Raw genomic sequence first — 21,002 nt, forward strand, 5'->3', positions numbered from 1 at the left:
TATCCGGCAATCTGTCACTTGAAGCCTGCAGCTGCTTCTATCAGATATCCAGCAGCAGACGAGCCGGGTCTTCCAGCAGGTTCTTGATGGTCACCAGGAAAGTCACGGCTTCTTTACCATCGATCAGGCGGTGATCGTAAGACAGCGCCAGGTACATCATTGGGCGGATCACGACTTGGCCGTTGATGGCCATCGGACGCTGGATGATGTTGTGCATGCCCAGGATCGCGGCTTGTGGCGGGTTAACGATCGGCGTCGACATCATCGAACCGAAGGTACCACCGTTGGTGATGGTGAAGGTACCACCGGTCATCTCGTCGATGGTCAGCTTGCCGTCACGGGCTTTCTTGCCGAAGCCGGCGATGCCGCCTTCGATTTCAGCCAGGCTCATCAGTTCGGCGTTACGCAGGACCGGGACCACCAGGCCACGGTCGCTGGACACGGCAACGCCGACGTCTGCATAACCGTGGTAAACGATGTCGCCGCCGTCGATGGAAGCGTTGACTGCCGGGAAGCGTTTCAGCGCTTCGGTGGCCGCTTTCACGAAGAACGACATGAAGCCCAGGCGCACGCCGTTGTGGGACTTCTCGAACAGATCCTTGTACTTCGAACGCAGGGCCATGACTTCGGTCATGTCGACTTCGTTGAAAGTGGTCAGCATCGCCATGTTCGACTGTGCTTCAACCAGGCGCTTGGCCACGGTGGCACGCACGCGGGTCATCGGTACACGCTTCTCGGTGCGGTCGCCGGCAGCGAACACAGGCGCAGCGGCAGCCGGGGCAGCAGCCTTGGCAGGCGCGGCAGCCGGAGCGTTTTTCTTGGCTTCAACAGCAGCGACCACGTCTTCCTTGGTCACACGGCCGTCTTTGCCGGTGCCTTTGATGGACGCCAGGTTGATGCCGTTTTCTTCAGCCAACTGGCGAGCAGCCGGTGCAGCGATTGGATCTTCTGCGCCAGCAGCCGGAGCGGCGGCAGGCGCCGAAGCGGCGGCCGGTGCAGCAGCGGCAGCAGGAGCAGGAGCGGCAGCGCTGCCCTCTTCGATCGAGCCCAGTACCTGGTTCGACAGAACGGTGGCGCCCTCTTCGGCAACGATTGCGCCCAGCACGCCGTCAGCCTCGGCCAACACTTCCAGCACGACTTTGTCGGTCTCGATGTCGACGATCAGGTCGTCACGCTTTACAGCCTCGCCTGGTTTCTTGTGCCAGGTGGCAACGGTGCCATCGGCAACCGATTCCGGGAATGACGGGGCTTTGATTTCGATAGCCATTATCTGTGGGTCCTTAAAATTCGGTTTCAGTCAGCGCGAAGGCGTTAAACAGTGAAAGCATCTTGCAGCAGTTTTTCCTGCTGCTCGGCGTGCATCGACGCATAACCACACGCAGGTGCAGCGGAAGCATCACGGCCGGCGTACTCCAGGCCCAGGGCCTTGTTGTGGTTGCCGATGCTGCGACGCAAGTGATGCTGGCTGCTGTACCAAGCGCCCTGGTTCATCGGCTCTTCCTGGCACCACACCACGTTAGTGAGGTTGGTGTAAGGCGCGATGGCCTCCATCAGGTCGTCTTCCGGGAACGGATAAAGCTGCTCGATACGCACGATGGCGATGTCTTCGCGGCCTTCGGCACGGCGTTTTTCCAGCAGGTCGTAGTAGACCTTGCCGCTGCACAGCACCAGGCGAGTCACCTTGGCCGGATCCAGCGTGTCGATTTCTGGAATAACGGTCTGGAACGAGCCATCGGCCAGATCTTCCAGGGTCGAGATGGCCAGTTTGTGACGCAGCAGCGACTTCGGCGTCAGCACTACCAGCGGCTTGCGCAGCGGGCGGATTACCTGGCGACGCAGCAAGTGGTAAATCTGTGCCGGGGTGGTCGGCACGCATACCTGGATGTTGTGCTCGGCGCACAGTTGCAGGTAACGCTCCAGACGGGCCGAGGAGTGCTCAGGGCCCTGACCTTCATAGCCATGTGGCAGCAGCATGGTCAGACCGCACAGGCGACCCCACTTGTGCTCGCCGCTGGTGATGAACTGGTCGATAACCACTTGGGCGCCGTTGGCGAAGTCGCCGAACTGGGCTTCCCAGATCACCAGCGCGTTCGGCGTGGTGGTCGAGTAACCGTATTCGAACGCCAGTACGGCTTCTTCGGACAGGAACGAATCGTACAGGTCGAAACGTGGCTGGCCTTCGTAGAGGTGCTTCAGCGGAACGTAGGTGCTTGCGTCTTTCTGGTTGTGCAGAACCGCGTGACGGTGCGAGAACGTACCACGGCCGATGTCCTGGCCAGTCATGCGGATCGGGTGACCTTCGAACGCCAGGGTCGCGTACGCCATGGTTTCGGCGTAACCCCAGTTGATCGGCAGGCCGCCGGCTTGCATCTTCTGACGGTCTTCGTAGATCTTCGCAACCTGGCGCTGCACCACGAAGCCTTCCGGAATTTCCAGCAGCTTGGCGGACAGTTCCTGCAGGGTCTTCAGATCGAACGAGGTGTCGTGACGCGCCGTCCAGGTGTGACCCAGGTACGGACGCCAGTCAACGAACAGCTCTTTGTTCGGCTCCTTGACCAGGCTTTTTACGACATGCAGACCATTGTCCAGCGCGTTGCGGTATTCATCGATCTTCGCCTGAACACGTTCATCGTCAACGATACCGGCCTTGGTCAGGCTTTCGGCATACAGCTCACGGGTAGTGCGCTGCTTGGTGATCTGCTGGTACATCAACGGCTGGGTGCCGCTTGGTTCGTCGGCTTCGTTGTGACCGCGACGACGGTAGCAAACCAGGTCGATCACCACGTCACGCTTGAACTGCATGCGGTAGTCGACAGCCAGTTGGGTCACGAACAGCACGGCTTCCGGATCATCGCCATTCACATGGAGGATCGGCGCCTGGATCATCTTGGCAACGTCGGTGGCGTACTCGGTGGAACGCGCGTCCAACGGGTTGCTGATGGTGAAGCCCACCTGGTTGTTGATGACGATGTGAACGGTACCGCCGGTCTTGAAGCCGCGGGTCTGCGACATCTGGAAGGTTTCCAGGACCACGCCTTGACCGGCGAATGCCGCGTCACCGTGGATGGAAATCGGCAGGACCTTTTCACCGGTGGTGTCGTTACGACGATCCTGGCGAGCACGGACCGAACCCTCGACCACTGGAGAAACGATTTCCAGGTGGGATGGGTTGAAGGCCATGGCCAGGTGAACTTCACCGCCGGTGGTCATCACGTTGGACGAGAAGCCCTGGTGGTATTTAACGTCACCGGAACCCAGCTCGACCTTCTTCTTGCCTTCAAACTCGTCGAACAGCTCACGCGGGTTCTTGCCGAAGGTATTGACCAACACGTTCAGGCGACCACGGTGGGCCATGCCGATCACGATTTCCTTGGTGCCGTAGGAACCGGAACGCTGGATCAGTTCGTCGAGCATCGGGATCAGGCTTTCGCCGCCTTCCAGGCCGAAACGCTTCGTGCCCGGGTATTTGGTACCCAGGTATTTTTCCAGGCCCTCGGCTGCGGTCACGCGCTCAAGCAGGTGGCTGCGCACGTCGGCGGACAATACCGGACGGCCACGCACGCCTTCCAGGCGATACTGGAACCAGTGGCGTTGCTCGGAATCGGTGATGTGCGTGAACTCAGCGCCGATGGTGCGGCAATATGTCTGCTGCAACGCTTCGTGAATTTCGCGTAGGCTCGCTTCCTCTTTGCCGATGAACAGGTCGCCGGCACGGAAGGTCGTATCAAGATCGGCATTGGTCAAGCCGTAATGATTGATCGACAGGTCTGCAGGTGCAGGACGCTGCCACAGCCCCAGCGGGTCAAGCTGGGCTGCCTGGTGGCCACGCATACGGTAGGCCTGGATCAGTCGCAGTACTTCAACTTGCTTCTTCTCGTGCTCACTGCTCACGCTGCCGGCGGAAACCGGTTGGGCGCGGCGCTGGTTCTTTGCCAGCAGCACGAACTGATCGCGAATTGTTGCGTGCGATACATCGGTGGCAGCGTTGCCGTCTGAAGACAACGTCTGAAATTTGGTGCGCCATTCTTCTGGCACAGCGTTAGGGTCGTGCAGGTAGAGCTCATAAAGCTCTTCCACATAGGCAGCGTTACCACCTGAAAGATAGCCGCTGTTCCACATGCGCTGCATCACGCTTTCTTGCATGCTTGGTCACCCTCGATTTGGGGACACCACCGGCGAAAACACCGAGTTTGCTTGCAAAAGGCCAAGTGCAGCGACCAAAACAAGCCACTTAGGATCACGCTGATAGTTCGGGTACCAACCCGAATGCCCCTGCTTGTCTCATTTCTTCAAAATAAGAGCTGCGGCTTTGTAAGTCGCTGCTCAAGTTAAAACTACGGCGCCGGTTGAAGCCTGCGCCGTAGCATTTACGGGCACAACGGTCCTGCTTTGTTACAACGTCAGTTACACACCGCTTTGCAGCAGCATGTTACGGATGTGACCAATGGCCTTAGTCGGGTTCAGGCCTTTAGGACATACGTTGACGCAGTTCATGATCCCGCGGCAGCGGAATACGCTGAACGGGTCATCCAGCGAAGCCAGGCGCTCGGACGTCTTGGTGTCGCGGCTGTCTGCCAGGAAGCGGTACGCTTGCAGCAGGGCAGCTGGACCCAGGAACTTGTCCGGGTTCCACCAGAAGGACGGGCACGAGGTCGAGCAGCAGGCGCACAGGATGCACTCGTACAGGCCATCGAGCTTTTCACGCTCTTCAGGGGACTGCAGACGCTCGATGGCCGGAGCCGGCGTGTCGTTCTGCAGGAACGGCTTAACTTTCTCGTATTGCTTGTAGAAGATGCTCATATCGACGACCAGGTCACGGATAACCGGCAAACCTGGCAGAGGACGAACGATCAGCTTGTTGCCTTTGACAACGGCGGACAGCGGCGTGATGCACGCCAGGCCGTTTTTGCCGTTGATGTTCATGCCGTCGGAACCGCACACACCTTCACGGCAAGAGCGACGATAGGAGAAACCTTCGTCCTGCTCTTTGATCAGTGCCAATACATCCAGCACCATCAGGTCTTTACCACCGGTATCGACCTGGAACTCCTGCATGAACGGCGCAGCGTCCTGATCAGGGTTGTAGCGATAAACACTGACTTTCAACATGGCAGCCACCCTTAGTAAGTCCGAATCTTCGGTTCAAACGTCGGAACCGTCTTCGGCGAGAAGTTCACGGCACGCTTGGTTACGCGCTTGTCACCCGGGAAGTACAGGGTGTGGCACAACCAGTTTTCGTCATCGCGATCTTCAAAGTCTTCACGAGCGTGGGCACCACGGGATTCCTTACGAACCTCGGCGGCGATCGCAGTCGCTTCAGCCACTTCCAGCAGGTTTTGCAGTTCAAGGGCTTCGATACGAGCGGTGTTGAACGCCTGGCTCTTATCGTTGATCTTGACGTTGGCGATGCGCTTGCGCAGATCGGCCAGCTGGGCAATCCCCTTCTGCATGTATTCGCCGGTACGGAATACACCGAAGTAGTTCTGCATGCAGTTTTGCAGCTCGCGACGCAGGGTTGCCACGTCTTCGCCATCAGTGCGCTCGTTCAGAGCGTTCAGGCGCGCCAGGGCGGCCTCGATGTTGGCGTCGGTGGCGTCATCGTATTCGATGCCGTCGGTCAGGGCTTTTTCCAGGTGCAGGCCAGCCGCGCGGCCGAATACCACCAGGTCGAGCAGCGAGTTGCCGCCCAGGCGGTTGGCACCGTGTACCGATACGCAAGCCACTTCGCCTACCGCGAACAGACCGTGGATGATCTCGTCCACGCCTTCGGCGTTCTGGGTGATCGCCTGGCCATGAATGTTGGTCGGAACACCGCCCATCATGTAGTGGCAGGTTGGAACCACCGGAACCGGAGCAACCACCGGGTCCACGTGGGCAAAGGTCTTGGACAGCTCACAGATACCCGGCAGGCGGCTGTGCAGCACTTCTTCACCCAGGTGATCGAGCTTCAGCAGTACGTGGTCGCCATTCGGGCCACAGCCGTTACCGGCGATGATTTCCTTGACCATCGAACGGGCAACGACGTCACGACCCGCCAGGTCTTTCGCGTTCGGAGCATACCGCTCCATGAAACGCTCGCCATGCTTGTTGATCAGGTAACCACCTTCACCACGGCAACCTTCGGTGACCAGTACACCGGCGCCGGCGATGCCGGTCGGGTGGAACTGCCACATTTCGATGTCCTGCACCGGCACGCCGGCACGCAGTGCCATGCCGACGCCGTCACCGGTGTTGATCAGGGCATTGGTGGTGGAAGCATAGATACGGCCTGCACCGCCGGTCGCCAGAACGGTAGCCTTGGCGCGGATGTAGGTGGTTTCACCGGTTTCGATGCAGATGGCGATCACGCCAACGAATGCACCGTCGGCGTTCTTCACCAGATCCACTGCGTAGTATTCGTTCAGGAACGTGGTGCCGGCTTTCAGGTTGCCCTGATAAAGCGTGTGCAGCAGCGCGTGACCGGTACGGTCGGATGCGGCGCAGGTACGGGCAGCCTGGCCGCCTTTACCGTAGTCCTTCGACTGGCCGCCGAATGGACGCTGGTAGATACGACCTTGCTCGGTACGGGAGAACGGCAGACCCATGTGGTCCAGCTCGAACACCGCGGCCGGGCCTTCTTGACACATGTATTCGATAGCGTCCTGGTCACCGATGTAGTCGGAACCCTTGACGGTATCGTACATGTGCCAGCGCCAGTCATCGTTCGGGTCGGCGGACGCGATGGCACAGGTGATGCCACCCTGGGCCGATACGGTGTGGGAGCGCGTCGGGAATACCTTGGTGATCACGGCAGTCTTGTGACCGCCCTGGGCCAGCTGCAGCGCTGCGCGCATGCCAGCACCGCCGCCACCAATAATGATGGCGTCGAAGGAAATAGTTGGAATGTTAGCCATGAATCAGATACCCCAAAGAATCTGCACACCCCAGACGAAGTAAGCGAACATCGCGACGCCGCATACTGCCTGGAAGAGGAAACGGACTGCGGTCGCGGACTTGCCCAGCGCCATCGGCGTCAGGTAGTCGGTCGCGATGGTCCACATGCCGACCCAGGCGTGAGCGCCCAGGGCTACAAGGGCCAGCAGGCTGAAGATTCGCATCGCATTGTGGGAAAACAGCCCGTGCCATTGCTCGTAGCCAATGCCCGGGTTTGCGACGAGGTATCCGATCAGGAAAATGAAATAAGCCGCGAGAACGACCGCAGACACACGCTGCGCCATCCAGTCATAGAGGCCCGAACGCGATAGGTTCGTAACGCTGGTTACCATATCCAAACTCCTGCCAGAACGATCAGCACCACGGAAATGGCGATGATGATTTTCGAGCCCAGGCGGCCGCCTTCCAGCGTCTCACCGATGCCCATGTCCATGATCAAGTGGCGCACACCGGCTACCAGGTGATACAGCAGAGCGGACAGGAGGCCCCATGCTACGAACTTGGCCAGCGGGCTGGTCAAGCATGCCTTCACCTCGGCGTATCCTTCCTCGGAACCCAGGGATTTGCTCAATGCATAAAGCATGATGCCCAAGCCCAGGAACAGGATGATGCCGGAAACACGGTGCAGGAACGACGTAACGCCGGTGATGGGGAGTTTGATGGTCCTTAGGTCTAGGTTTACAGGTCGTTGGCTATTCACGGCTTTTTTTCACACTGAAGAGCCCCTAACAATCAGGGCAAAGTTGTTGGGGAGTGCGACTGGTCAGGTAAGCACCACCCAGGGAGTGCGACCCCCAATGAAAGCAAGCCCAAAAGCCCTTGGCGGTCGGTGGCCGAGTATAGACAGTTAGGTTACTAATGACAACGCGCGCACCTCACCCTAATAGCGGATTGCGCTGGCGGGATAAAAGGCGTAAATGGCGGGCAATTTCGAGGAAAAAGTCCGGTTAAAGCCTTCTGGGGCAAGACTTTAGGCAAATTGACATCTGAATTTATCTCACTATAGTGGTGCGGGCCCTGCGTGGGGGGTCTGTCTGATGATTTGAAGCATAAATAGGAGGCCACATGGCTGACAAAAAAGCGCAGTTGATCATCGAGGGCGCAGCCCCCGTCGAGCTGCCCATTTTAACCGGCACCGTTGGTCCCGATGTTATCGACGTACGGGGCCTGACGGCCACGGGCCGTTTCACTTTCGACCCAGGCTTCATGTCGACCGCCTCTTGCGAGTCGAAGATCACCTATATCGACGGCGACAATGGCATCCTGCTGCACCGGGGCTACCCGATCGAGCAACTGGCGGAAAAATCGGACTATCTGGAAACCTGCTACCTGCTGCTAAATGGCGAATTGCCAACAGCCGAGCAAAAAGCCCAGTTTGTCAGCACCGTGAAGAACCACACCATGGTTCACGAGCAGTTGAAGACCTTCTTCAACGGCTTCCGTCGCGACGCCCACCCGATGGCCGTCATGTGCGGCGTGGTCGGCGCCCTGTCGGCCTTCTATCATGACTCCCTCGACATCAATAACCCGCAGCATCGCGAAATTTCCGCGATCCGCCTGGTTGCCAAGATGCCGACCCTGGCCGCAATGGTTTACAAGTACTCCATGGGCCAACCCATGATGTACCCGCGCAACGACCTGACGTACGCGGAAAACTTCCTGCACATGATGTTCAACACCCCGTGCGAGATCAAACCGATCAGCCCGGTGCTGGCCAAGGCAATGGACCGGATCTTCATCCTCCACGCCGACCACGAGCAAAACGCCTCCACCTCTACCGTGCGCCTGGCAGGTTCTTCGGGTGCCAACCCGTTCGCCTGTATTGCCGCCGGTATCGCCGCACTGTGGGGCCCTGCCCACGGCGGTGCGAACGAAGCCGTATTGACCATGCTCGATGAAATCGGCGATGTGTCCAACATCGACACGTTCATCGCCAAGGCCAAGGACAAGAACGATCCGTTCAAGTTGATGGGCTTCGGTCACCGGGTCTACAAGAACCGCGACCCACGCGCCACCGTCATGAAGCAGACCTGCGACGAAGTACTGAAGGAACTGGGCATCAACAACGATCCGCAACTCGAACTGGCCATGCGCCTGGAAGAGATCGCCCTGACCGACCCGTACTTCATCGAACGCTCCCTGTACCCGAACGTCGACTTCTACTCGGGGATCATCCTCAAGGCGATCGGCATTCCAACCAGCATGTTCACCGTGATCTTCGCCCTGGCGCGGACCGTGGGCTGGATCTCCCACTGGAAAGAAATGCTCTCCAGCCCGTACAAGATTGGCCGTCCACGCCAGCTGTACACCGGCTACGAGTCGCGTGACATTACCAAGCTGGAAGATCGCAAGTAAGCACCTTTCAGCAGAACCGAAAACGGCCTCCCTCAGTGGAGGCCGTTTTTATTTGTGGCGCGTGATCTACCGCCATCGGGGTCAGTAGCAGCCCCCCCATAAACACCAGACAAAAAAATGCCCCGGCCTTTCGACCGGGGCACTTCCTTATCCAGTTATAACCTTAGTGGTTAACCGCCCCACTCGCCCCCAGCCCAGTCTGCGAACGCACAAACTGCGGGAAGTACAGCGCACGCTCTTTCTCTGCCGCCGCCGACTTGTCGGTGATGGAGAAGAACCAGATACCGATGAACGCAATGATCATCGAGAACAGCGCCGGGTATTCGTACGGGAAGATCGCCTTCTCGTGATGCAGGATCGAGACCCAGATGGTCGGACCCAGCACCATCAGGCCCACCGCACTGACCAGGCCCAACCAGCCGCCAATCATCGCGCCACGGGTGGTGAGGTTTTTCCAGTACATGGAAAGCAGCAACACCGGGAAGTTACAGCTGGCGGCAATCGAGAACGCCAGGCCGACCATGAACGCGATGTTCTGGCTTTCGAACAGGATGCCCAGGCCAATCGCCAGCACTGCCAGGGCGATGGTGGTGATCTTCGATACGCGAATCTCATCCTTCTCGTTGGCCTTGCCTTTCTTGATCACGCTGGCGTACAGGTCATGGGACACCGCCGAAGCACCGGCCAGGGTCAAACCGGCAACCACGGCCAGGATGGTGGCGAAGGCCACCGCCGAGATGAAGCCCAGGAAGATACTGCCACCCACCGCGTTAGCCAGGTGCACCGCCGCCATGTTGTTACCGCCCAGCAAGGCGCCTGCTGCATCCTTGAACGCCGGGTTGGTGCTGACCAGCAGGATCGCGCCGAAGCCGATGATAAAGGTCAGGATATAGAAGTAGCCGATGAAGCCCGTGGCATACAGCACGCTCTTACGCGCTTCCTTGGCGTCACTTACAGTGAAGAAGCGCATCAGGATGTGCGGCAGGCCGGCGGTACCGAACATCAGCGCCAGGCCCAGGGAGAACGCGGAGATCGGGTCTTTCACCAGGCCGCCGGGGCTCATGATCGCTTCACCTTTAGGGTGAACCTTGATCGCCTCGGAGAACAGCGTGTTGAAGTCGAAGTTGACGTGCTTCATCACCATCAGCGCCATGAATGAGGCACCCGACAGCAAGAGTACCGCCTTGATGATCTGCACCCAGGTGGTCGCCAGCATGCCGCCGAACAGCACATACAGGCACATCAGGATCCCGACCAGGATCACCGCCACATGGTAGTCGAGGCCGAACAGCAGCTGGATCAGCTTGCCCGCCCCCACCATTTGCGCGATCAGGTAGAACGCCACCACGACCAGGGAACCACAGGCCGACAGGCTGCGGATCTGGGTTTGCCCGAGACGATAGGACGCCACGTCGGCAAAGGTGTACTTGCCCAGGTTACGCAGGCGCTCGGCGATCAGGAACAGAATGATCGGCCAGCCCACCAGGAAGCCGATCGAGTAGATCAGGCCGTCGTAGCCGGAGGTGAACACCAGTGCGGAAATTCCCAGGAAGGACGCGGCCGACATGTAGTCGCCGGCAATCGCCAGGCCGTTCTGGAAACCGGTGATCTTGCCGCCGGCCGCATAGTAGTCGGCCGCCGACTTGTTGCGCTTGGACGCCCAGTAGGTGATGCACAACGTCGCGCCGACAAAGGCCACGAACATCAGGATCGCTGCGATATTCAGCGGTTGTTTGTGCACTTCACCGGTCAATGCATCCGCCGCCCACACCGCAGGAGCGAAGACCGAAGCGCCGAATACTGCCAATAGACGACGGATCATTGCGCAGCCTCCTTGAGAATCGCATTGTTCAGGTCGTCGAATTCGCCGTTGGCGCGTCGCACATAGATGCCGGTGAGGACAAAGGCCGACACAATCAGCCCGACCCCGATGGGGATGCCCCAGGTGATGGATGAGCCGGGGCTGAGTTTAGCCCCCAGTACTTGTGGCCCGTAGGCGATCAACAGGATGAATCCGGAGTACAGCCCTAGCATGATCGCCGAGAGAATCCAGGCGAACCTTTCCCTTTTTCTTACCAGCTCCTTGAAACGCGGGCTGTTTTGAATCGAGAGGTAAATGCTGTCGTTCATTGTTTTTATCCTCGCAGCACAGCTTTTTTATTATTGGAACGTATCCACTGTATGCGGCTACGGAACAGGTTCCAGACGACCTTAGTATTAGACGGAGTGTAGCGAGGGATTGAGAGGGCGCAGAAACATTTGCGGGTGACGAAAATAATGTGGGAGGGGGCTTGCTCCCGATTGCGGTGAGCCAGTCAGATCATTGACGACTGACACACCGCAATCGGGGGCAAGCCCCCTCCCACAGGGGGTGTATCAAAGCATTGGGGGGTTATTTACCGGTCCACTCGGCTACGCGCTCAGGGTGCTTGGCAACCCAGTCCTTGGCGGCTGCATCAGGCTTGGCGCCTTCCTGGATAGCGAGCATGACTTCGCCGATCTCATCCTTGGAGGCCCACTGGAATTTCTTCAGGAAGGCCGCGACTTCCGGCGCTTTCTTCTCCAGGCCCTTGCTGCCGATGCTGTTGACGGTTTCAGCAGCACCATAAATCCCTTTTGGATCGTCCAGGAAACGCAGTTTCCACTTGGCGAACATCCAGTGTGGCACCCAGCCGGTGACCGCAATGGATTCCTGCTTGTCTTCGGCACGGGTCAGCTCGGCGATCATCGCCGCACCCGAACTGGCTTGCAGTTTGTAGTCGAGGCCGTACTGCTTGATGGCTTCGTCGGTCTTGAGCATCACGCCTGAACCGGCGTCGATGCCGACGATCTTGTTCTTGAAGGTGGTGTCGGTCTTGAGGTCTTCGATGGACTTGGCCTTGACGTACTCCGGCACGATCAAGCCGATCTTCGCGTCCTTGAAGTTGGGGCCGTAGTCGACCACCTTGTCCTTGTTCTTGGTCCAATACTCGCCGTGGGTCACGGGCAGCCAGGCGGAGAGCATGGCATCGAGCTTGCCGGTGGCCACGCCCTGCCACATGATCCCGGTGGCGACCGCTTGCAGTTTGACGTCATAACCGAGCTTTTCCCTGATCACCTCTGCCGCCACATGTGTGGTGGCAACGCTGTCGGACCAGCCATCTACATAACCGATGCTCAGGGTTTTGCTGTCGGCGCTGGCCAGTGTGGAGCTCATCGCAACTACCAGAGTGGCAGCTGCGCCCAAGAGTCGTCGCATCTTCATCGTACTTCCCCGAAAGTGCTGCGCCCGACGGATGTCGAGCGACGTCAACCTGTTGTTATGTGGTGCGCCGCGCCCCCTTCACGCGCATCGATCCGGCTGCTGCGACATCAGTGGAGTGCTGACACGTCGATCATCAACCTGCCGCAGCCTTCGACCTGCTCTGTCAGCGACCTCATGCAAGCAAGAAACGACATCACATCGCCAGTAGGACTTTTTGTAGGACTTAACCCCACGATCCCGCCCGAACTTTGCATGTCAAAATTATGCAGCCCCACTGGGATAGCGCAAATCCGGGTAAGATGCGCGCCTTTGCTCCCCCAGATAAGCCGACCATGCCCGCCACTGCCCGCTTCCCTGCCCTGCCCTATTGCTTCGCTTTGATCCTCGGCCTGCTGGCCCTTGTCGGCTACTGGTATGGCCTCGGCCGCCCGGTGGTGCTGCCAGATGTGGCCAGTGCCAGTCACAAGCTGCAATGCGCGTCGTACACACCGTTCGACAAAGACCAATCGCCCTTCGACCAACCGTTCACACTGCGCCCCGCGCGCATGGACGCCGACCTGGCCCTGCTGGCCACCCGCTTCGAGTGCATCCGCACCTACTCCATGACCGGCCTGGAAGCCTTGCCGGACCTGGCGCGCAAGCATGGGTTAAAGGTGATGGCGGGCGCCTTGGTCAGCAGCGACCCGGTCGCGACCGAAAAAGAAGTCGACCAACTGATCGCCTCGGCTAACGCCAACCCCGATGTGGTCACCTCGGTGATCGTCGGCAACGAAGCGCTGCTGCGCAAGGAAGTCACCGCCAAACAGCTGGTGGCGCTGATCCATAAGGTCAAAAGCCAGATCAAGCAGCCGGTCACCTACGCCGACGTCTGGGAGTTCTGGCTGCAGCACCCGGAAATCGCGCCGGCGGTGGACTTCCTGACTATCCACTTGCTGCCCTACTGGGAAGATGACCCCTCCGGTATCGACCAGGCCCTCAAGCATGTGGGCGATGTACGCCAGACCTTTGGCAACAAATTCGCGCCCAAGGACATATTGATCGGCGAGACGGGCTGGCCCAGCGAAGGCCGCCAACGCGAAACTGCGGTGCCGAGCCGGGTCAATGAGGCCAAGTTCATGCGCGGTTTCGTGGCCATGGCCGAAGCCAATGGCTGGCACTACAACCTGATCGAAGCGTTTGACCAACCGTGGAAGCGCGCCAGTGAAGGTGCCGTGGGCGGCTACTGGGGCCTGTTCGATGCCGACCGCCAGGACAAGGGCATCCTCGCCGGGCCGGTGACCAATGTGCCGCACTGGCCGCTGTGGCTGGGGGTCGGCGGGATTATCCTGCTGGGCACGCTGGTGCTCGGTGGTCGCGTCCGCAGCACGCGCGCCGCGATCGCCCTGCCCCTGCTGGGTGCAGTGGCTGCCTGCGCCATCGGCACCTGGGCCGAACTGACCCGCGTGACTGCGCGCTTCAACGATGAATGGGCATGGGCCGGTTTACTCGTGGCGTTGAACCTGCTGGTACTGGCCCACGCCGCACTGGCCCTGAGTGCCCGTGAAGGCTGGCGCGAACGCCTGTTCAACTGGCTGGAACAACGCGCCGGCTGGCTGGTGGCAATCGCCGGATTCGCGGGCGCCGTGATGATGCTGGCACTGGTGTTTGACCCACGCTACCGCAGCTTCCCGAGTGCGGCGCTGCTGCTGCCGGCGTTGGTGTACCTGGTTCGTCCGGTGGCCGGGCCACGCCGGGAGATTGCCTTGCTGACCTTTATCATCGGGGCCGGCATTGCGCCACAGCTGTACCGTGAAGGCTTGCTGAACCAGCAGGCGTGGGGTTGGGCGGTGGTCAGTGGGTTGATGGTTGTGGCTTTGTGGCGGTGCTTGCGGGTGCGCAAGGCGTAAGAGCGCCATCGGGGGCAAGCCCCCGATTGGCCTTATCAGGCGCGCCGCGACTGCCTGACCAACCGCAACCCCGCAATCACCACCGCAAACACCGCAAACGAGGTGTTGTACAACGCCAGGGCCGGCAGCCCGAACACCAGCCCCAGTACCGCCAAGCCCCATCCCGCACGGCCCGGCACGAAAAACGCCAGCACCGAGGTCACCAGCGCGGCCCAGCCCAGCACCTTGAAGTGAATCATCAAGCCCAGGTTCGAACGCACCTGGCATTCCCAGCGGCTGGCCTCGTCGGCACAGATGCCGACCCACTGGCCATCTTCCATAAAGCCGTAACGCGCGCCATAACTGGCAGCCAGCCATAACGGCAGGGCAATAAGCAGCAAAATCAACGGCAAGCGGCGGGACATGGAGCACTCCGATAGGCAAAAACGGCGCTCAGCTTAATGCGCCAGCGGCCGTTAGCAAGGTGCATACACACAATTAGTGTTCACTAATGCATGGCAAAGTGTATCGTCTCGCTACTATTACCCCGAATCCGACGTTATTTTCCGACTTTTCGTGCCGAGAGCTGGCACTTCGGTGGCAACGCGGTGGTCATAGCCTGCGAACTTCATTAAGCACGTTTCCTCTTAGGGATTAAGTCATGCTCCGTTCCTTGCGCTGTGCTGCCTTACTGGGCAGCCTTTTTTTGAGTGCGTCAGCACTGGCCGTCGATATCGACCAAGCCAGCTATGGCTACCCTTTGACCAACCCATTCGAAGCGACCATCGCCACCACCCCGCCCGACCTTCGGCCGACATTGCCGACCGACGACCAGATCAACCAGTCCGACTACACCCTGAACATGCGCCCCGAGCGCGAGTTCAGCCTGCCGGACAATTTCTGGGCAGTGAAGAAGCTCACTTACCGCATCGCCAAGCAGGACCGCGCCGCGCCGCTGATCTTCCTGATCGCGGGCACCGGTGCGCGGTTTGACAGCAGCATCAACGAATACCTGAAAAAGCTGTATTACCAGGCCGGCTACCACGTGGTGCAACTGTCGTCGCCCACCAGCTTCGACTTCATCGCCTCGGCATCGCGCTTCGCCACCCCCGGTATCAGCCAGGAAGATGCCGAGGACATGTACCGCGTGATGCAGGCCGTGCGCGCACAGAATGCTTCACTGCCGGTGACCGACTTCTACCTTACCGGCTACAGCCTCGGTGCGCTGGATGCGGCGTTTGTCAGCAAGCTCGACGAGACCCGCCGCAGCTTCAACTTCAAGAAAGTGCTGCTGCTCAACCCGCCGGTCAACCTCTACACCTCGATCACCAACCTCGACAAGCTGGTACAGACCGAGGTCAAGGGCATCAACAACACCACCACCTTCTATGAACTGGTGTTGAACAAGCTGACCCGTTACTTCCAGCAAAAGGGCTACATCGACCTCAACGACGCCCTGCTCTACGACTTCCAGCAATCCAAGCAGCACCTGACCAACGAACAGATGGCCATGCTGATCGGCACCTCGTTCCGCTTCTCGGCGGCCGACATCGCCTTTACCTCGGACCTGATCAACCGCCGTGGCCTGATCATCCCGCCGAAGTACCCGATCAGCGAAGGCACCAGCCTCACGCCGTTCCTCAAGCGTGCGCTGCAATGCGACTTCGACTGCTACCTCACCGAACAGGTGATCCCGATGTGGCGCGCCCGCTCCGACGGCGGCAGCCTGTTGCAACTGGTTGACCAGGTCAGCCTGTACGCCCTCAAGGACTACCTGCATGCCAGCCCGAAAATCGCCGTCATGCACAACGCCGACGACGTGATCCTCGGCCCGGGCGACCTCGGCTTCCTGCGCAAGACCTTCGGCGATCGCTTGACCGTCTATCCCCTGGGCGGCCATTGCGGCAACCTCAATTACCGCGTCAACGCCGACGCCATGCTGGAGTTCTTCCGTGGCTAAATATCTTCTGCTGCTTGCCGCCCTGATGTGCGCAGGCGTTGCCAATGCCGACAACAGCAAAGCTCACGCGCCTGTGGTGATGGACTCCGACGGTTTCAAGGAGCCGCTGAGCAAACTCAAGTTCAACCCGGGCCTGGACCAGCGCGAATTCGAACGCTCGTCGGTCAACGCCCTCAACGTGTATGACCCGCTCGAATCGTGGAACCGCCGCGTGTACCACTTCAACTACCGCTTCGACCAATGGGTGTTCCTGCCGGTGGTCGACGGTTACCGCTACGTCACACCAAGCTTCCTGCGCACCGGCGTGAGCAACTTCTTCAACAACCTGGGCGACGTGCCCAACCTGTTGAACAGCTTGCTGCAGCTCAAAGGCCACCGCTCTCTGGAGACCACCGGGCGCCTGCTGCTCAACACCACCGTCGGCATCGCCGGCCTGTGGGACCCGGCGACCGCCATGGGCCTGCCGCGCCAGAGCGAAGACTTCGGCCAGACCCTGGGCTTCTACGGCGTGCCCGGCGGTGCGTATCTGGTGCTGCCGATCTTCGGCCCGTCGAACCTGCGCGACACCGGCGGCCTGCTGGTGGACTACACCGCCGAGTCCCAGATCAACTTCCTCAATGTCTCCGAAGTCAGCTCCAACCACCCAGAAATCTGGGCCCTGCGTGCGGTGGACAAGCGCTACCAGACCAGCTTCCGCTACGGTCAGATGAACTCGCCGTTCGAGTATGAAAAGGTGCGGTATATCTATACAGAATCGCGCAAGTTGCAGATTGCCGAGTAAATAGCGCCGACCAAAAAGGCCATTCGAATGAATGGCCTTTTTTTGCGCGCAGTGGCGGGTAACAGCAGCATGACGAGAACCAGCCGCACAGCCACGCCACACAGTGTCCAGGCCCCCCCCCACAGACATGCCTGACAAACATCAGGCGGATGAGGCGGATACCCACCTTGAACTTTGAGTGGATATTTCAATATGACGCAATCTATTTCCTCCAGCCCTTCCTCCACCCCTTCTGCGAATAGCATTCCAGCAGCCGAACCGCAGGCATCGAAGAACGCTGGCACGGGTGCTCCCACAGGTGCTTATGGCAGGCCTGCCGGCGATCACCGCGGCGCAGAAAAAATCTTCAGCGACAATCCGGCGCTCAAAGACGTGCTCAAGCAGGACGGCCCGTTCTCCAACGACTTTCTTAACAAGCTCAAACAGCAGACCGGCGATTGGGGCCCTGCCAACGACAATCCTGAATCCCGTGCGGATGCGGCCTATAACCTGTCGGAAGTGGTGAACCACATCGATGGTCGCGAAGGCCTCAAGCGGCAGGGTTCATCGCAACAAGGCGATCACGGCATGCAGGGCTTTGGCCAGTTCGGCAGTGTGTCCGCCGGTTCCGAAGCGCAGTTGCTCAAGGCTTTCAGCGAAAAAGGTTACAGCGCCTTGCAATACCCCTCCTGAAGCAAACGCGGCGGGCGTGCCTCTGAAGGGTACGCCTCGCGCCCGCAGACACCGATACTCACGAGCTCGGCGTAAACCGGTAATTTCCCCCACATGCAGACCACTAGATTTCCTAGGTCTACGGGAACCGTTTCATTCGGGAAAACCACTTAAGGCGCGAACCCACGGGTTCCCAATCAGACGCCTAATCATTGAAAAACGGAAAACCTTGATGGATGTAAGTAACTCCAGCGGCTCCAATCAATACAATACCGGATACGCCCAGGCAAACGGCCCGGCAGGCTCCCAGTCGTCGACAGGCCAGCAGGGGCAAGCCTCTATCAGTGCGCCTACCGGCAATACGGGCAGGGCACCTGGCGATCATCGCAGCGTCGACGCCATTACCAACAACCCGCTTTTTGCGAGCGCGCGCGAAGCGCTCAAGGATGACAAACTGACGGGGATCAAGTCTCAGACAGGCGATTGGGACGACATGAATGCATCGAACGATACTCGGGCCGACCGGGCCGCAAATGCCGAGCGCGTATTCCAATACGCCGATGCCAAGGGCGGCACCGAGTCGACACCCAATAACAACCAGATAGAAGGGACGCTTTACACCCGACCAATGACTGCAAGCGCCTCCTCTGACAGTAGCTATGACTACGTGAAAGGTTCAGAAGCAAACACGCTTTACAACTTCGAGCAGAATGGCTACAAGGCCTTCGCCCAGTAATCGGCAAGGTTGCAGGCAGCGGGCGTGACGACGCCCGCTGCGCTGATACACGTCGGTGGCCTGACTGAAATGTCAGGCCCTCGCCGTACGCCACAACCGACCGACCCCCGACACCACCACCAATACCGCCGCCCCGGCGACAATCCCCACACCCGCGTTCAACAGGGTCGGCATCAGCCACGCCACCCCACCGACACTCTGGCTCACCGTTTCCACCCAATGATGCACCACCGGCACACCATGGGTAAGGATGCCACCGCCGACCATGAACATCGCCGCCGTGCCGATCACCGACAGGCTCTTCATCATGTACGGTGCCGTGCGCAGGATGCCGCCACCGATACTGCGAGCCATCCGGCCAGGCTTCTGGGTAAGCCACAGGCCCAGGTCATCCAGCTTGACGATGCCAGCCACAAGCCCGTAGACGCCGATGGTCATGACGATGGCGATGCCCGACAGGACAACCACTTGCTGCATCAACGGCGCATCGGCCACGGTGCCGAGGGTGATGGCGATGATTTCCGCAGAGAGGATGAAGTCAGTCCGGATCGCGCCTTTGATCTTGTCCTTTTCAAAAGCCACCAGATCAGTAGCCGGGTTGGCCACCGCGTCAACCAGCTGCGTATGTTCGGCCTGGACTTCAGCCTTGCTGTGCAGGAATTTATGCGCGAGCTTCTCGAAGCCTTCGAAACACAGATAAGCGCCGCCGAGCATCAACAACGGTGTCACGGCCCAAGGAGCGAAGGCGCTGATCAACAACGCGGTGGGCACCAGGATCAACTTGTTGATGAAGGACCCCTTGGCAACGGCCCATACCACCGGGATTTCCCGCTCGGCACGCACGCCGGAAACCTGCTGGGCGTTGAGCGCCAGGTCATCGCCCAGCACGCCGGCGGTTTTCTTGGCGGCCATCTTGGTCATCAGGGCGACATCGTCGAGGACGGTGGCGATGTCGTCGATCAACACCAGCAAACTGCTTCCTGCCATGAAACGCACTTCCGTAAGAGAAAAGATGACGCGAGCATAGCGCGGCGCAAGGCGTTGCGGACACATTGTTGAGGCTCGCGGATAGCCGGTGCTAACATGCCCGACCGCCTGCACTGGCAAGGAAAACCCTGGTTTATGAGCACCATTCGCGAGCGCAACAAAGAAAAGATCCTGCGGGCGGCAAGCGAGGAGTTTGCCGACAAGGGCTTCGCCGCGACCAAAACCAGCGACATCGCCGCCAAGGCCGGGCTGCCCAAGCCCAACGTGTATTACTACTTCAAGTCCAAGGACAACCTCTACCGCGAGGTGCTCGAAAGCATTATCGAGCCGATCCTGGCGGCGTCCACGCCGTTCAACCCCGAGGGAGAGCCTTCAGCGGTGCTGAGCAACTACATCCGCTCGAAAATCCGCATCTCCCGCGACCTGCCCTTCGCCTCCAAGGTGTTCGCCAGCGAAATCATGCATGGCGCACCGCATCTGAGTGCCGAGCAGGTCCAACAACTCAATGCCCAGGCCAAGCACAATATCGACTGCATCCAGAGCTGGGTGGATCGCGGGTTGATCGCGGCTATCGACCCTCATCACCTGATGTTCAGCATCTGGGCGGCGACGCAGACCTATGCGGATTTCGACTGGCAGATTTCCGCGGTGACCGGCAAGGCCAAGCTGGATGAGGCCGATTATGAAGCGGCGGCGCAGACGATTATTCGGTTGGTGCTCAAAGGCTGTGCGCCGGACTGATGCACCGAGGTGCCTGTGCCAATCGGGGGCAAGCCCCCTCCCACCTATTGACCTGTGAATACGCTCAAGACTGTGGGAGGGGGCTTGCTCCCGATGAGGCCCTTACAGTCACACACGACTCAAGCTGACACCCCCGCATCCGCCCTCAACCCCAGCCCCTCGATCGCCGTGATCGCACACTGCTCATCAATATCCGACGTATCCCCGCTGATCCCGATCGCCCCCAGTACCGCCCCCGCCTGATCCCGAATCAACACCCCACCCGGCGCCGGCACCACGCTACCCTGCCCCAGGCTGTTCAACGCTGCGATAAACGCCGGCCGTTGCTGTGCGTCCAGCGCCAGCAAGCGCGAGCCCTTGCCCAGCGCAATCGCGCCCCAGGCCTTGCCGATGGCGATGTGCGGGCGCAACAGGCTGGCGCCGTCTTCGCGCTGCACGGTGATCAAGTGGCCACCGCTGTCGAGCACCGCAACGGTCAGCGGTGCGGCTGAGATCGTGCGCCCTGCGCTGAGGGCCTGGCCGGCCAGTTGGGTGGCAATCTTCAAGGTTAAAGCGCTCATGGTGCCGTCCTTCTTTTGTTATTGGGAAAGCGGTGGAGGTCTGTTTGATCAGATGCCCGATCAAACAAATAGAACACAATGACATTTATTTTTGTATACAATATTTTCAAACAAAGTCTCCATACGTCGAAAAAAGCGGTTCCGACGAACGCAAAGGCCAACCAATAAAATGGATTGACCTGCGCCGCC

19 protein-coding genes are annotated in these 21,002 nt (G+C 59.6%); 7 read left to right on the forward strand and 12 right to left on the reverse strand.

Features of this window, described 5'->3' with window-relative positions; translation table 11 throughout:
• Positions 1-40: 40 nt before the first annotated feature.
• The 6 genes from odhB to sdhC all read right to left on the reverse strand — a co-directional run bounded on the left by odhB (position 41) and on the right by sdhC (position 7,633).
• Positions 41-1,267 carry a 2-oxoglutarate dehydrogenase complex dihydrolipoyllysine-residue succinyltransferase gene (gene odhB / locus BB029_RS16000; protein WP_065939928.1) on the reverse strand — a complete coding sequence of 409 codons (1,227 nt, stop codon included), beginning with the start codon at positions 1,265-1,267 and terminating at the stop codon, positions 41-43.
• Between the two features lie 44 nt (positions 1,268-1,311).
• Positions 1,312-4,143: a 2-oxoglutarate dehydrogenase E1 component gene (locus BB029_RS16005; RefSeq protein ID WP_065939929.1), complete on the reverse strand. Its 2,832-nt coding sequence runs from the start codon at positions 4,141-4,143 to the stop codon at positions 1,312-1,314.
• A gap of 261 nt (positions 4,144-4,404) precedes the next feature.
• The gene (locus tag BB029_RS16010; RefSeq protein ID WP_003172807.1) at positions 4,405-5,109 is read right to left on the reverse strand and encodes a succinate dehydrogenase iron-sulfur subunit; all 705 of its coding nucleotides are present in this window, start codon (positions 5,107-5,109) and stop codon (positions 4,405-4,407) included.
• A gap of 11 nt (positions 5,110-5,120) precedes the next feature.
• On the reverse strand, positions 5,121-6,893 hold the full coding sequence (gene sdhA, locus BB029_RS16015) for a succinate dehydrogenase flavoprotein subunit (RefSeq protein ID WP_053255229.1): 1,773 nt from the start codon (positions 6,891-6,893) through the stop codon (positions 5,121-5,123).
• Positions 6,894-6,896: 3 nt separating this feature from the next.
• The gene (gene sdhD, locus BB029_RS16020; protein ID WP_003172805.1) at positions 6,897-7,265 is read right to left on the reverse strand and encodes a succinate dehydrogenase, hydrophobic membrane anchor protein; all 369 of its coding nucleotides are present in this window, start codon (positions 7,263-7,265) and stop codon (positions 6,897-6,899) included.
• The gene (gene sdhC, locus BB029_RS16025) at positions 7,259-7,633 is read right to left on the reverse strand and encodes a succinate dehydrogenase, cytochrome b556 subunit (protein ID WP_003172804.1); all 375 of its coding nucleotides are present in this window, start codon (positions 7,631-7,633) and stop codon (positions 7,259-7,261) included. Before sdhC ends, sdhD begins: the two co-directional genes overlap by 7 nt.
• 365 nt (positions 7,634-7,998) lie before the next feature.
• Between sdhC and gltA the strand changes: the two genes are divergently transcribed.
• Entirely contained in the window at positions 7,999-9,288 is a 1,290-nt protein-coding gene (gene gltA / locus BB029_RS16030; RefSeq protein ID WP_027607056.1) for a citrate synthase, read from the forward strand.
• A gap of 163 nt (positions 9,289-9,451) precedes the next feature.
• Here gltA and BB029_RS16035 read toward each other — a convergent pair whose 3' ends face one another.
• The 3 genes from BB029_RS16035 to BB029_RS16045 form a co-directional block, all read right to left on the reverse strand.
• Complete coding sequence (locus tag BB029_RS16035; RefSeq protein ID WP_065939930.1) at positions 9,452-11,110, reverse strand: cation acetate symporter; 1,659 nt, start codon at positions 11,108-11,110, stop codon at positions 9,452-9,454.
• Entirely contained in the window at positions 11,107-11,418 is a 312-nt protein-coding gene (locus BB029_RS16040; RefSeq protein WP_027607054.1) for a DUF485 domain-containing protein, read from the reverse strand. Before BB029_RS16040 ends, BB029_RS16035 begins: the two co-directional genes overlap by 4 nt.
• Positions 11,419-11,680: 262 nt before the next feature.
• Positions 11,681-12,532 (reverse strand): glycine betaine ABC transporter substrate-binding protein, encoded by an 852-nt coding sequence (locus BB029_RS16045; protein WP_027607053.1) that lies wholly within the window; start codon positions 12,530-12,532, stop codon positions 11,681-11,683.
• A 332-nt stretch (positions 12,533-12,864) separates the two neighbouring features.
• Here BB029_RS16045 and BB029_RS16050 point away from each other — a divergent pair, with 332 nt between their 5' ends.
• Positions 12,865-14,418: a glycosyl hydrolase family 17 protein gene (locus BB029_RS16050; protein WP_065939931.1), complete on the forward strand. Its 1,554-nt coding sequence runs from the start codon at positions 12,865-12,867 to the stop codon at positions 14,416-14,418.
• Between the two features lie 35 nt (positions 14,419-14,453).
• Here the strand turns inward: BB029_RS16050 and BB029_RS16055 are convergent, their stop codons facing one another.
• On the reverse strand, positions 14,454-14,822 hold the full coding sequence (locus tag BB029_RS16055; RefSeq protein WP_065924484.1) for a hypothetical protein: 369 nt from the start codon (positions 14,820-14,822) through the stop codon (positions 14,454-14,456).
• Positions 14,823-15,058: 236 nt separating this feature from the next.
• Between BB029_RS16055 and BB029_RS16060 the strand changes: the two genes are divergently transcribed.
• The 4 genes from BB029_RS16060 to BB029_RS16075 all read left to right on the forward strand — a co-directional run bounded on the left by BB029_RS16060 (position 15,059) and on the right by BB029_RS16075 (position 18,525).
• Positions 15,059-16,357, forward strand: coding sequence for a serine/threonine protein kinase (locus BB029_RS16060; protein ID WP_065939932.1), 1,299 nt, complete (start codon positions 15,059-15,061; stop codon positions 16,355-16,357).
• Positions 16,350-17,138, forward strand: coding sequence for a VacJ family lipoprotein (locus BB029_RS16065; RefSeq protein WP_027607049.1), 789 nt, complete (start codon positions 16,350-16,352; stop codon positions 17,136-17,138). Before BB029_RS16060 ends, BB029_RS16065 begins: the two co-directional genes overlap by 8 nt.
• Positions 17,139-17,330: 192 nt before the next feature.
• On the forward strand, positions 17,331-17,810 hold the full coding sequence (locus BB029_RS32910) for a hypothetical protein (RefSeq protein WP_141696556.1): 480 nt from the start codon (positions 17,331-17,333) through the stop codon (positions 17,808-17,810).
• 211 nt (positions 17,811-18,021) lie between these two features.
• Positions 18,022-18,525, forward strand: a complete 504-nt coding sequence (locus BB029_RS16075; RefSeq protein ID WP_065939933.1) for a hypothetical protein — start codon at positions 18,022-18,024, stop codon at positions 18,523-18,525.
• 72 nt (positions 18,526-18,597) lie between these two features.
• Here BB029_RS16075 and BB029_RS16080 read toward each other — a convergent pair whose 3' ends face one another.
• The gene (locus BB029_RS16080) at positions 18,598-19,512 is read right to left on the reverse strand and encodes a DUF808 domain-containing protein (protein ID WP_065939934.1); all 915 of its coding nucleotides are present in this window, start codon (positions 19,510-19,512) and stop codon (positions 18,598-18,600) included.
• Positions 19,513-19,647: 135 nt separating this feature from the next.
• Between BB029_RS16080 and BB029_RS16085 the strand changes: the two genes are divergently transcribed.
• Entirely contained in the window at positions 19,648-20,253 is a 606-nt protein-coding gene (locus BB029_RS16085; protein WP_065939935.1) for a TetR/AcrR family transcriptional regulator, read from the forward strand.
• A 119-nt stretch (positions 20,254-20,372) separates the two neighbouring features.
• Here the strand turns inward: BB029_RS16085 and BB029_RS16090 are convergent, their stop codons facing one another.
• Positions 20,373-20,813 (reverse strand): heme-binding protein, encoded by a 441-nt coding sequence (locus BB029_RS16090; protein WP_065939936.1) that lies wholly within the window; start codon positions 20,811-20,813, stop codon positions 20,373-20,375.
• Between the last annotated feature and the right edge of the window lie 189 nt (positions 20,814-21,002).

Source organism: Pseudomonas sp. S3E12 (assembly GCF_001702295.1).
GTDB lineage: Bacteria > Pseudomonadota > Gammaproteobacteria > Pseudomonadales > Pseudomonadaceae > Aquipseudomonas > Aquipseudomonas marginalis.

Bases quoted from the DNA above. Each gene is read 5' to 3' on its own strand.
- odhB (WP_065939928.1), bottom strand. From the start codon at position 1,267: ATGGCTATCGAAATCAAAGCCCCGTCATTCCCGGAATCGGTTGCCGAT.
- BB029_RS16005 (WP_065939929.1), bottom strand. From the start codon at position 4,143: ATGCAAGAAAGCGTGATGCAGCGCATGTGGAACAGCGGCTATCTTTCA.
- BB029_RS16010 (WP_003172807.1), bottom strand. From the start codon at position 5,109: ATGTTGAAAGTCAGTGTTTATCGCTACAACCCTGATCAGGACGCTGCG.
- sdhA (WP_053255229.1), bottom strand. From the start codon at position 6,893: ATGGCTAACATTCCAACTATTTCCTTCGACGCCATCATTATTGGTGGC.
- sdhD (WP_003172805.1), bottom strand. From the start codon at position 7,265: ATGGTAACCAGCGTTACGAACCTATCGCGTTCGGGCCTCTATGACTGG.
- gltA (WP_027607056.1), top strand. From the start codon at position 7,999: ATGGCTGACAAAAAAGCGCAGTTGATCATCGAGGGCGCAGCCCCCGTC.
- BB029_RS16035 (WP_065939930.1), bottom strand. From the start codon at position 11,110: ATGATCCGTCGTCTATTGGCAGTATTCGGCGCTTCGGTCTTCGCTCCT.
- BB029_RS16040 (WP_027607054.1), bottom strand. From the start codon at position 11,418: ATGAACGACAGCATTTACCTCTCGATTCAAAACAGCCCGCGTTTCAAG.
- BB029_RS16045 (WP_027607053.1), bottom strand. From the start codon at position 12,532: ATGAAGATGCGACGACTCTTGGGCGCAGCTGCCACTCTGGTAGTTGCG.
- BB029_RS16050 (WP_065939931.1), top strand. From the start codon at position 12,865: ATGCCCGCCACTGCCCGCTTCCCTGCCCTGCCCTATTGCTTCGCTTTG.
- BB029_RS16055 (WP_065924484.1), bottom strand. From the start codon at position 14,822: ATGTCCCGCCGCTTGCCGTTGATTTTGCTGCTTATTGCCCTGCCGTTA.
- BB029_RS16060 (WP_065939932.1), top strand. From the start codon at position 15,059: ATGCTCCGTTCCTTGCGCTGTGCTGCCTTACTGGGCAGCCTTTTTTTG.
- BB029_RS32910 (WP_141696556.1), top strand. From the start codon at position 17,331: ATGACGCAATCTATTTCCTCCAGCCCTTCCTCCACCCCTTCTGCGAAT.
- BB029_RS16075 (WP_065939933.1), top strand. From the start codon at position 18,022: ATGGATGTAAGTAACTCCAGCGGCTCCAATCAATACAATACCGGATAC.
- BB029_RS16080 (WP_065939934.1), bottom strand. From the start codon at position 19,512: ATGGCAGGAAGCAGTTTGCTGGTGTTGATCGACGACATCGCCACCGTC.
- BB029_RS16085 (WP_065939935.1), top strand. From the start codon at position 19,648: ATGAGCACCATTCGCGAGCGCAACAAAGAAAAGATCCTGCGGGCGGCA.
- BB029_RS16090 (WP_065939936.1), bottom strand. From the start codon at position 20,813: ATGAGCGCTTTAACCTTGAAGATTGCCACCCAACTGGCCGGCCAGGCC.